This window comes from Oscillibacter sp. CU971 (assembly GCF_905219725.1).
Classification (GTDB): Bacteria; Bacillota; Clostridia; order Oscillospirales; family Oscillospiraceae; genus Oscillibacter.
Genome location: NZ_CAJMXG010000099.1, coordinates 1 through 10,436 on the forward strand (window position 1 = coordinate 1; position 10,436 = coordinate 10,436).

The 10,436-nt window shown below is 65.0% G+C and carries 12 protein-coding genes; 1 reads left to right on the top strand and 11 read right to left on the bottom strand.

Annotation, left to right across the window (positions count from 1 at the left end; genetic code table 11):
* Positions 1-683 (top strand): hypothetical protein (locus JX325_RS08435; protein ID WP_204790718.1); only part of this gene is annotated, 683 nt, incomplete at its 5' end.
* Positions 684-720: 37 nt separating this feature from the next.
* Here JX325_RS08435 and JX325_RS08440 read toward each other — a convergent pair.
* The 11 genes from JX325_RS08440 to JX325_RS08490 form a co-directional block, all read right to left on the bottom strand.
* Positions 721-1,143, bottom strand: coding sequence for a hypothetical protein (locus tag JX325_RS08440; RefSeq protein ID WP_204790719.1), 423 nt, complete (start codon positions 1,141-1,143; stop codon positions 721-723).
* Between the two features lie 3 nt (positions 1,144-1,146).
* A complete protein-coding gene (locus tag JX325_RS08445) occupies positions 1,147-1,584 on the bottom strand; it encodes a hypothetical protein (RefSeq protein WP_204790720.1) in 438 nt (145 codons plus the stop codon).
* Between the two features lie 27 nt (positions 1,585-1,611).
* A complete protein-coding gene (locus JX325_RS08450) occupies positions 1,612-1,869 on the bottom strand; it encodes a hypothetical protein (protein WP_204790721.1) in 258 nt (85 codons plus the stop codon).
* A 91-nt stretch (positions 1,870-1,960) separates the two neighbouring features.
* Positions 1,961-2,596 (bottom strand): endonuclease III, encoded by a 636-nt coding sequence (gene nth / locus JX325_RS08455; RefSeq protein ID WP_204790722.1) that lies wholly within the window; start codon positions 2,594-2,596, stop codon positions 1,961-1,963.
* Between the two features lie 44 nt (positions 2,597-2,640).
* The gene (gene recN / locus JX325_RS08460) at positions 2,641-4,323 is read right to left on the bottom strand and encodes a DNA repair protein RecN (protein ID WP_204790723.1); all 1,683 of its coding nucleotides are present in this window, start codon (positions 4,321-4,323) and stop codon (positions 2,641-2,643) included.
* Positions 4,324-4,472: 149 nt separating this feature from the next.
* Positions 4,473-4,922 (bottom strand): arginine repressor, encoded by a 450-nt coding sequence (gene argR, locus JX325_RS08465; protein ID WP_204790724.1) that lies wholly within the window; start codon positions 4,920-4,922, stop codon positions 4,473-4,475.
* Positions 4,919-5,797 (bottom strand): NAD(+)/NADH kinase, encoded by an 879-nt coding sequence (locus tag JX325_RS08470; protein WP_204790725.1) that lies wholly within the window; start codon positions 5,795-5,797, stop codon positions 4,919-4,921. Before JX325_RS08470 ends, argR begins: the two co-directional genes overlap by 4 nt.
* Positions 5,794-6,618 (bottom strand): TlyA family RNA methyltransferase, encoded by an 825-nt coding sequence (locus tag JX325_RS08475; RefSeq protein WP_204790726.1) that lies wholly within the window; start codon positions 6,616-6,618, stop codon positions 5,794-5,796. Before JX325_RS08475 ends, JX325_RS08470 begins: the two co-directional genes overlap by 4 nt.
* Positions 6,608-8,464 (bottom strand): 1-deoxy-D-xylulose-5-phosphate synthase, encoded by a 1,857-nt coding sequence (gene dxs, locus JX325_RS08480; protein ID WP_204790727.1) that lies wholly within the window; start codon positions 8,462-8,464, stop codon positions 6,608-6,610. Before dxs ends, JX325_RS08475 begins: the two co-directional genes overlap by 11 nt.
* A gap of 11 nt (positions 8,465-8,475) precedes the next feature.
* Positions 8,476-9,018 (bottom strand): hypothetical protein, encoded by a 543-nt coding sequence (locus JX325_RS08485; protein WP_204790728.1) that lies wholly within the window; start codon positions 9,016-9,018, stop codon positions 8,476-8,478.
* Between the two features lie 764 nt (positions 9,019-9,782).
* The coding region (locus JX325_RS08490; protein WP_204790729.1) for a pseudouridine synthase at positions 9,783-10,436 on the bottom strand (654 nt) is incomplete at its 5' end.

Consider the following 10,436-nt stretch of genomic DNA (forward strand, 5'->3'; position numbering starts at 1 on the left):
ATATGACCCGCCCCCCCTCCAACCTTCCCAGGGACCCCGCCGCCGGGGACGGCGGCGACTCCTCCGGCGTGACGGTTGTCGAGATCACGCCTGAGACGGTCCAGGCCGCTGTTTCCAGCCTCTCAAGACCGGAAAACTACGGGCGGAACATGACCCTTGAGTACCTTTGGGACGGCGGCGGCGGGACGGTTGAGCTCTACACCATCGTCCGGGGGCCCTGGACCCGGGTGGACCGGGGACTGCCGGACGGGAATACCCGCATCAGCCTTACCAATGGGGAGGAAACTTATATTTGGTACGGCTATGACCAGGACGCGGAGGTCGCCGTACTGCCGGCGGGAGAGTTCTCCGCCGACGTGGAGCAGTCCATCCCCACCTATGAGGACATCCTGGATCTGCCTGTGGAGGACATCTCTTTGGCGGACTACCGGCCCCTGGACACCCTGACCTGCATCTACGTGGAGACAGCGGCGGATGAGGCGGGCTATTCCACCCGGTATTGGGTCAGCGTGGAAAACGGCCTGCTGGTCCAGGCGGAGCGCCTGCTGGGGGAAAACGCCGTCTACCGGATGACCTCCCTCTACGTGGACCAGACGGAATACGACGCCTCCCGGTTCACCCTGCCCGACGGCACGGTGCTGCTGGACGACGGCGGGACGGAGTCCATGGTGCCCATAAATTGAGACGAGGAAAGGACGGGAATTCCCGTCCTTTTTCCGTCTATAAAATCAGCAGCAGCCCCAGGGCCACCAGCAGCTCCTCGTCCGCGTTCTCCCGGAAGAGGAAAAACAGCAGCGCCAGCAGCAGCAAATCCCCGGTGTCCACATGGTCCAGGTGAAGCTGATCCAGCAGATGCTGGAGAATTCCCGTCAGGCCGTCCGAGGGCCGCCCGCCGTGGGGCGGGCCGTGGGGGGGCCGCCCAGGCCCCGGCCCGTTTGGCCGGGCCCCGCCGGACGGAGGCCCGCCCGGAGAAGGCCCGCCGCCCGGGGAAGGGCCCCCTTGGGGCGCTCCACCGGACTGCGTTTCCCCGGAAGTACGCTCCTCCGGAGGCGGGCTTCCCGGCGGCGGTCCACCGGGCGGCGGCCCCTCTTCCGGAATGCGGGTATAAGAGCCGTTGTCGTTGCGGATGTAGCGGTTATACATGCCTCAGCCCTCCCATCCCGAGAGGAATTTCTTCCCCAGGTGGAACAGCCTTGCCAGCTGGAGGGCCCGCTCCACCTTCTCCTGGCGGTCGCTCCGCAGATAGGGCCGCAGGGCGTAAAGTAAATTCCGGGCGTTGGAGTCCCGCTGGCCCCCCAGCTCCTGAATCAGGGGCAGCAGACGGGTGAGAAGTCCCATGTCCAGCCCTCCGCCTCCCAACAGGGAGGACAGCAGGTCTCCACCGCCCCCGGCGGGCGGCGGAGCGGCCTGCGGCGGATTCCCCCAGGCGGGCCCTCCCGGCTGCCCGCCGGGCTGGTCCGGCGGGGGCGGCGGGGCGGATTCCTGCGCCCCTCCCCCGCCCAGGGACTGGGCCAGCTGCATAATCTGGCTCATGGCGTCCGGGTTGGACAGTATGCTGTTCAGCTTGTCGTCAAATTCCGCCATACGGGCCCAACCCCCTCGTCATGAAAGCTATTTCTGAACCGCCTTGTTGATGCGCTCCACCAGCGCCGCCCCCTCGGGGCTCTGCATGATCTGGCTCACCATTTGGGTCATGGCTCCGGCGTCGCCCTNGGCGGCGGANTGAACCGCTTTCCGCAGTCCCGCGCCCCCGTCGTCCTGGGTCAGCATCCGCATCAGCGTCTGGCCGTCCCGGGACTGCATCAGGGATTTCAGCATCGCCGGATTCTTCCGGAGCTGTTCGGCCATCTGGGCCGATTTCTCATCCATATCGCTTCCTCCTTTGCGGTCTTCAAGGCCAGTATATGNGCCGGAAGGCAAAAAAGTGCCTGTGCTCTCGCACAGGCGCTTCGTTTTCTTATTACCCGGCCTTCGCCGTGTCGCAGTCCTTCGCAAGGGGACAGCCCTGGCACTTGGGGCTCCNGGCGGTNCAGGTGTCCCGGCCAAAGAGAACCATCCGGTGGCAGAAGTTATTGGACTCCTTGGGGGGCAGGGCCTCCCGGAGCTGCTTTTCCACCTGGAGGGGGTCCTTGGACCCGTCCGTGATCCCAAGGCGCCCCGTGATGCGGATGCAGTGGGTATCGCAGACGTAGGCGGGCTGGCCGTAGATATCCCCCAGAATAAGGTTGGCGGTCTTCCGGCCCACGCCGGGGAGGCTGGTCAGCTCCTCCATGGTGCCGGGGACCTTCCCGCCGAAATCCGCCAGCAGCCGCTGGGCGCAAAGAACCATATCCTTGGCCTTGCCGTTGTAAAAGCCGCAGGAGTGGATGTACTCCCCCACCTCCCTGGGGTCCGCCCCGGCAAAGCTCTCCAGGGTGGGAAAACGGGCATACAGGGCGGGGGTCACCTGGTTCACCCGCGCGTCGGTGCACTGGGCGGAGAGGCGCACGGCAAAGAGGAGCTCGTAATCCTTCTCATACCGCAGGGAGCACAGCCCCTCGGGATAGACGCCCTTCAAAGTCTCAATAATGCGCTTCACAGCGGCTTTGGATTTCATAGCGGCCCCTCCCGTATGTTTCATAAAGTCTTTTGTAATACCTCTTATAATGCTGCCCGATAGGCTTCCGCCGCCTCCAGNAGCNCTCCGNCACTNTTCAGCAGCGCCTCCGTCACCTTGGAGCCTCCGGTGATCCGGGCCAGCTCCGCCTTCCGCCTCTCCCGATCCAGCAGGACCACATGGGTGTAGGTCCGGCCCTTGGCCTCCCCCTTCTCCACGGAGAAGTGGGTGTCCGCCATGGCGGCCAGCTGGGGCAGGTGGGTGACGCAGAGGACCTGTTTCCCCCGGCTCACCTGAGCCAGCTTCTCCGCCACCTTCTGGGCCGCCCGGCCGGAAACGCCGGTGTCTACCTCATCGAAGACCAGGGTGCCCACGGCCTCCTGCTCCGCCAGGACGTTTTTCAGCGCCANCATGATCCGGGCCAGCTCGCCGCCGGAGGCGATTTTGGAGATGGGCTTCAAATCCTCCCCGGCGTTGGCGGACATCAGGAAGCGGACCACGTCACAGCCGTCGGGGCCGGGGTCCTTTTCCGCAAAGTCGATGGCAAACCGGACCCGGTTCATGTCCAGGTCCCGGAGCTCCTTTTGAATGCGGGCCTCCAGGACCGCCGCCGCCGCCTTCCGTGCCTTTGTCAGGGCCGCCCCCGCCGCCCCAACGGCCTTTTCCGCCTTGACCAGTTTCTTCTCCAGGAGAATCCTCGTGTCGTCCGCCGTCTCGATGGCGTCCAGCTCTGCCCGGCGCTGGTCCAAATAGGCCAGCATCTCCTCCACGGTGGCCCCGTATTTCTTCTTCAAGCGGTAGAGCTGGTCCGCCCGGCTCTCCGCCGCGTCCAGCTCCTCCGGGGAGAAGTCGAAGGCCCCCCGCAGGTCCCGGATGGTCTCCGCCAGGTCATAGGCCTCGCTCCGCAAAGCCCCCAGGCGCTTGTACGCCGCCTCCAGCTCCTCGTCCAGGTTCCGCACGCCGGAGAGGGCTTCCTCCGCGTCCCGGAGCTGGTTTACCGCCCCGGCGCTTTCGTCGTCGCCGGAGAGGCAGTAATCCGCGCCGGAGAGGGCGGAGAGGTATTTCTCGCCGTTGCGCAGAAGATTCCGCCGCGCTTCCAGCTCCTCCTCCTCGCCGGGGCGGAGCTCCGCCCGCTCCAGCTCGCCGATTTGAAAGCGGAGGCTGTCCACCCGCCGGGCCTTCTNCGCCTCGTCCATCTGGAGGGCCCTGATCTGCTCCCGAAGGCCCGAGAGCACCGTGTAAGCCCTTAGGTAAGCTCCCAAGGGCTCCTCCGTTTTGCCGAAGCGGTCCAGATAGGCCCCGTGGAGCTCCTCGTCCAGAAGCTGGGCCCCGTCGTGCTGGCCGTGGATATTCAAGAGCTCCCCGCCAATCTNCCGGAGCTGGGCCNCGGNGATGGGGCGCCCATTGACACGGCAGGCGTTCTTTCCGTCGCCGGAGATTTCCCGCTGAAGCAACAGATTCCCATCCTCGTCAGGGGAAACACCGTTTTCCTGAAGGCCCGGCAGCTCCGCCGGGACGGAGGAGAACTCCGCGCTGACGAAGGCCTTGGCGGCCCCGGTACGGATGAGGTCCCGGGAGGTCCGGCCCCCCAGGACGGCCCCCATGGCGTCGATGACGATGGATTTGCCCGCTCCGGTCTCGCCGGTGAGGGCGTTGAAGCCCGGGCGGAATTGGATGTCCGCCTCCTCAATAACCGCAATATTTTCGATGTGCAGAAGCTCCAGCATGGCGGCCGTCTCCTCCATTTTAAAATCATTTTTGTGACGACATGCGCGTCACAAAAATTCCTTGACCTTAGCCGCCTGGGGCGGCGTCNTCAGNGACCGATGTCACTNGTGGGGGGAATCTAAAGGGGGGACGAAGTCCCCTCTTTAAGTCAAAGCATATCCTTTATCTCCTGGCAGAGCAGCTCCGCCGCCTCGGTGTTCCGCATCACCAGCAGGGCGGTGTCATCTCCCGCCAGGGAGCCCACGATGTCGTTCATGTCCATATTGTCCAGGGCGGAACAGGCCCCGTTGGCCAGTCCCGGCATGGTCTTCACCACCACGATGTTTTGGGCATAATCGATGCTGACGATGCACTCCCGGAAGATGGTCCGCAGCTTCGCCGCCACGTTCAGCGTCGTCCGGTTGCCGGAGACGGCGTACTTATAGACCCCCTGGCCCGCCGGCTCCTTTACCAGATGGAGCTGCTTGATGTCCCGGGAAATGGTGGCCTGGGTGCAGCGGAGCCCCCGGGCCTGGAGCCGGGTCAGCAGCTGCTCCTGAGTCTCGATGTTCTCCTGGGCAATGATCTCCAGGATCACGGCCTGCCGGTCAAGTTTCATGTGTCCATCCCTCCCGGAAGCATTTTTTGAGCGAAGATCTCGCAGAAGCTCCGCTCCGTCAGCCGCACCAGCCGGGTCACGTAGCGGGAGCGGCGGATTTGAATCTTATCGTCCGCCCGCAGGGCAAAGGCCCGGCTCTCGTCCACGAAAAGGTAAACCGGCTTCCGCCCGTTCCGCTCCAACTCCACCGTCAGCGTGTGCTCGGGGCTGAGGACGTAGGAGGAAAAGCGCATGTTGTGGATGCAGATGGGGCAGACCACCATGGTCTGGGCCACCGGCTCCACCACCGGCCCCCCGGCGGAGAGGGAGTAAGCCGTGGACCCCGTTGGGGTCGCCACAATCACGCCATCCCCGGCAATGTCCGCCAGATGCCGCCCATCGGAGGAGATCTTCAAATGAATGACGTGGGAGATGGGGCCCTCCCGGNTGACGGCCTCGTTCAGCCCCAGATTCGTATAGATCTGCCGCCCGTCCCGGAAGACGGAGACATCCAGCATCATCCGCTGTTCCATCTCAAACTGCCAGTCCTTGAGTCTGCGGAGCTGCTCCAGCTCAGAGACCTCCAGCTCGGCCACAAATCCAAGGCCCCCCATGTTCACGCCCAGCACCGGCATCTTGTGAAGGGCCGCCAGCTTGGCCAGGTGGAGGATGGTCCCGTCCCCGCCAAAGGTAATCAGCAGATCCGCCCCCCGGAGCTCCTGGGGCAGGGGCTGGACATCATAGTCGCCGAAGGCCCCCTCCTTCCGGTCCCGGAAGGGAGAGCACACCACCGTCTGAAAGCCCATCTGGCGGAGGATACCCTCCGCCGCCCGGGTTGCCTTCATGCCCTGATCCCGGTTGGGATTGGGGCACAGGATGATCTTCTTGGCGCTCATGGGCGCTCCCCCTCTCCGTGTTCCTTCAAGACCTGGTGGGACTCCTCCACCAGGGCCTTTAAATCAAAGGGCGCCGCCGCGCCGCCGCCCTTTTGCAGGAAGCCCAGGTACTCGATGTTCCCCTCCGGCCCCCGGATGGGGGAGTACGTCAGGCCCCGCACCGTCAGCCCCGCTTCCGCGGCGTGGTCCAGATAGCGCTCCAAAACCTCCAAGTGGACGGCGGGGTCCCGGACCACGCCCTTCTTCCCCACCTTCTCCCGGCCCGCCTCAAACTGGGGCTTCACCAGGGAGACCGCCTGTCCCCCCTCCGCCAGCAGGGCCGCCAGGGGGGGCAGGATCAATTTCAGGGAGATGAAGCTCACGTCCACCGAGGCGAAGACCAGCTCCTCCGGCACCTGCTCCCGGCTGAGATACCGGGCGTTGGTCCGCTCCAGGCAGACCACCCGGGGGTCGCTTCGCAGCTTCCAGGCCAATTGGCCCCGGCCCACGTCCACGGCGTAGACCTTGGCCGCGCCGTTTTGGAGCATGCAGTCCGTGAAGCCCCCGGTGGAGGCCCCAATGTCGGCGCAGACGGCCCCCTCCAAATGGACGGGAAAGGCCGCCATGGCCTTCTCCAGCTTCAGCCCGCCACGGCTGACGTAGGGGAGCTTGTCCCCCCGGACTTCCACCGCGGCGGCGGCGGGGACCGCCATGCCGGGCTTATCCGCCTTCCGGCCGTCCACGTAGACCACGCCGCTCATGATAACGGCCTGGGCCCGCTGGCGGCTCTCCTCCAGGCCCCGCTCCACTAAAAGCAGGTCCAATCTCATTTTATCGCTCATGGCAAGCCTCCTCCGCCGCCGCGGCCACGGCGGCGGCATCCAGGCCGAAGCGCTCCTCCAGCTGAGGGACGCCGCCCTCCGGGGCAAAGGTCCGGCCCAGGTTCTTTAAGATCAGCTTTTTGGGGGCCCGGCCCTCTCCCGCCAGAATGGCGGCCACGCGCTGGCCCACACAGCCCGCGCCGAAGCAGTCCNNCAGCACCAATAGGATATCCGTTTCCTGGAAAAAGTCCGCCAAAACCGCCCCGTCCAGGGGGGCGATCTGATTCAGCTTCAGGACTTCCGCCCGGATGCCCTTTTTCTCCAGCAGCGCCGCCGCCGCCAATGCCTGGTTTACCAGCACGCCATAGCTCAGCAGGGTCACGTCCCGCCCCGCCCGGAGGCGGACCAGCGGCTTGTCCGAGGCGTCGTCCCGGTAGGCCCCCTCTCCCCCCCGGGGATAGCGGACCGCCACGGGGCCGGTCAGCGCAAAGAGGGCCCTTTGCAGCATATGCCGCAGCTCGGCAAAGCTGGCGGGGCAGAGGACGGTATAGCCCGGCAGGGCCGGGAGAAACAGCGCGTCAAAGCAGCCGTGGTGGGTCTCGCCGTCGGCCCCCACCAGGCCCGCCCGGTCCACGCCCAGGACCACATGGAGCTTCTCCAGGGCCACGTCGTGAATGAGCATGTCATAGCCCCGCTGCAAAAAGGTGGAATACACGGCGAAGACCGGCAACAGTCCTTGAGCCGCCATGCCCGCCGCCATGGAAACGCCGTGGCCCTCGGCAATGCCCACGTCGAAAAAGCGGTCGGGGAAGGTCTTGGCAAAGCCGGAAAGGCCGGTGCCGTCGGCCATGGCGGCGGTGATCGCGCAGACCCGGGCGTCCTCCCGGGCGAAGTCCGCCAGAGCCTTGCCGAAGACGGAGGAAAAGCTCTCCTCCCCCGCCTTTTTCAAAAGGCCCGTCTCGGGGTCGAAGGGGCCCACGCCGTGGTACATGTCCGGGTTCCGCTCCGCGAAGGCGCAGCCCCTGCCCTTGACGGTGTTCACATGGACCACCACCGGGCAGTCCAATTCCCGGGCCCAGCGCAGAGCGTCGCACAGCCGGGGCAGGTCATGGCCGTCCACAGGGCCCAGGTAGGTGAAGCCCATGTCCTCAAAGAGGGTGCTCCCGGGAAAGAGGCTCCGCTTCAAGAAGGTCTTCATCTTGTGGTTAAAGCGGTAGAGGGGATTTTTCATGGGCCGGGGGCCAAACAAGCTCCGGTACCACTTTTTGAAATGGTAATACCCGGGCCGGGACCGGAGCCGGGCCAAATGGGAGGGCATGGCCCCCACGTTGAGGTTGATGGACATGCCGTTGTCGTTCAAAATGACAATCAGGGGCTCGCCGGAGGCCCCGGCGTTGTTCAGCCCCTCGTAGGCCAGCCCTCCGGTGAGGGCCCCGTCGCCGATGAGGGCCAGGACGCGGTAGTCCTCCCCTCCCAGGGTCCGGGCCCGGGCCATGCCCAGGGCTACGGAAACGGAGTTGGAGGCGTGCCCGGCGATGAAGGCGTCGTGGACGCTCTCGTGGGGCTTGGGGAAGCCGGAGAGGCCATCCAGCTGGCGGAGGGTGGCAAACTGCTCCCGCCGGCCCGTTAACATTTTATGGACGTAGCACTGGTGGCCCACGTCGAAGACCAGCCGGTCCCGCTCCGTGTCGAAGACCCGGTGGATGGCCACCGTCAGCTCCACCGCCCCCAGGTTGGAGGCCAGGTGCCCCCCGGTCTTAGAGACGCTCTTTACAAGAAACTCCCTCAGCTCCTGGCAGAGCTGGGGGAGCTGGCCCTCCGGCNGCGCCCGGACGTCGGCGGGAGAGTGGATGGAATCCAAAAGCATAGCTTCTCCTCTCAATGGTGGAACAGGTACAAAAATAGCCCGGCCCAATAGACCACCTGGGTGCTCTTTTTAATGGCCACCGTCTTGCCCAGGGCCTTGCCGCCGATGGTCANNCCGGAGACCAGGGCCGTGANGGCCACGGAAATCAGCATCGTCCGCAAATTCAGCGCACGCTGGAGCTGGGTGACAATCACCGCCCCCGTGGCGCCGCTGACGATGCCGCAGATGTCCCCCACCACGTCGTTGCAGACGCTGGAGACCCGCCCCGCGTTCNGCAGCAGCATCAGCGACTGCTTGGCCCCCTTCTCCTTGTGGGAGGCCATGGCGTGAAAAGGCTTGGGGTCCGCCGCCGTGACGGCCACGCCGATAATGTCGAATAAAATGCCCAGGCCGATGAACAGCGCCAGCATCAAAAGAGCGGCGGTCACGNCCGCGCCCTCCAGCATCGACTCCGACGCCAGACTCAGCACGGCGGAGAGGACCACCGCCATCAAAAAGACCGTAAGGGCCCAACGATATGGGGAAGAGGCCTTTCCCTTCTGCTGTTTTTTCAAAGGAACCTCCCGAAAGGACCGCCCATGGGGGACGGCCTCTTATGTTTTATAAGCTAAGCCGGCGGCGGCAGAAAAAGTAAATCTTACGGCTTAGGTACGGGTTGGATTTCCCCGGAACACACCTCTCGTTGCCGATGGAGGCGGTTTCCCGTTCGGCGCTCCGGCGCGGCGTTGCCTCTCCGCGCTACCCGATTGCCACTTAGTCCGCACTGCAATCCCTTTTCTGCCCCGTCAGGACAGCCTAGGTGATTTCCACCACAGTCTGTCCGCTTCTTTAGCCTCTTTTGCAAAACGGGTTTCAAAGGGCGATCGGAACGCCGCCCTGGCCGGGGCCGCCCTCCGTAGTTCCCTAATCCACCCGCCCCACTCAAGGCAGGCTACGGCTGCACACAGCGTTACGGCCCCGAAAGACCGATGCACCGCATTGCAGGTTCACAATCTGCTTCGTACGCGGGCCGGAATTACCACAGTGGGAGTACGTCCGCGCACAAGAACAGGTCTCCACGGAAACAGGGTCGGATAAACCATGCCATTGGAAAACGCCCTGAGTCCGCAAGCGTACCGAGTACACTTCCCCCCAGCGCCCACCCAAAACTGGGCGTATCAAGCAGGCACCACGGGTTTCATCGATGTGCCCTTCAGAGGATTTTTAGGCCCTCCCTAGGAAACGGCAGATCTGACTAGAATACTGCGCCGCCGCTTAGCGGAAATCAGTATAGCATAGAAGGGGAAAATATGCAAGATATACAGTATATGAATTTTTTCTAAACGGCCCTTTCGCGGCCTCCACCCCGCAGTTCCCGGACCTCCTCCGCCGTCAGGCGCCGCCACTTCCCCGGCGGCAGGGTTCCCAGCGCCAGCGTGTGCTCCCGCACCCGGCGGAGGCGCTCCACCTCCAGGCCGCAGGCGGCGCACATCCGGCGAACCTGCCGGTTCTTCCCCTGGTGGATGGTGACGGCCAGCTTAGCCGCCTCTTTCCCCTGCCGGAGAGTCTCTACCCGGGCGGGGCGGATGGGCTCCCCCTCCAGGTCCCGGATTTGGGCGAGGCGTTCCGCCGCCTGTTCGACCGGACCCCGGACCCAGACGTGGTAGGTCTTTTCCACCTCACAGCTGGGGTGGGTCAGCCGCCGGGCCAGACAGCCGTCGTTGGTCAGCAGCAGCAGCCCCTCGGAATCCAAATCCAGGCGGCCCACCGGGTACACCCGGACGCCGCAGTCCGCCACCAGCTCCGCCACGGTCTTCCGCCCCTTTTCGTCGGAGAGGGTGGTGACGTAACCCCGGGGCTTGTTCAAAAGGAGATACACCGGCTCCGCCCTGGCGGGCAGGGGCTTTCCGTCCAGGCGGATCTCGTCCCGGTCCGGGTCGGCCTTGGCCCCCAGCCGGGCCGTCTCGCCGTTCACCGTCACCCGGCCCGCCTC

What these genes read in the sequence shown, in the direction of transcription:
- JX325_RS08440 (WP_204790719.1), bottom strand. Translation starts at nt 1,143, where the DNA reads ATGTATAACCGCTACATCCGCAACGACAACGGCTCTTATACCCGCATT.
- JX325_RS08445 (WP_204790720.1), bottom strand. Translation starts at nt 1,584, where the DNA reads ATGGCGGAATTTGACGACAAGCTGAACAGCATACTGTCCAACCCGGAC.
- argR (WP_204790724.1), bottom strand. Translation starts at nt 4,922, where the DNA reads ATGAAACTTGACCGGCAGGCCGTGATCCTGGAGATCATTGCCCAGGAG.
- JX325_RS08475 (WP_204790726.1), bottom strand. Translation starts at nt 6,618, where the DNA reads ATGAGCGATAAAATGAGATTGGACCTGCTTTTAGTGGAGCGGGGCCTG.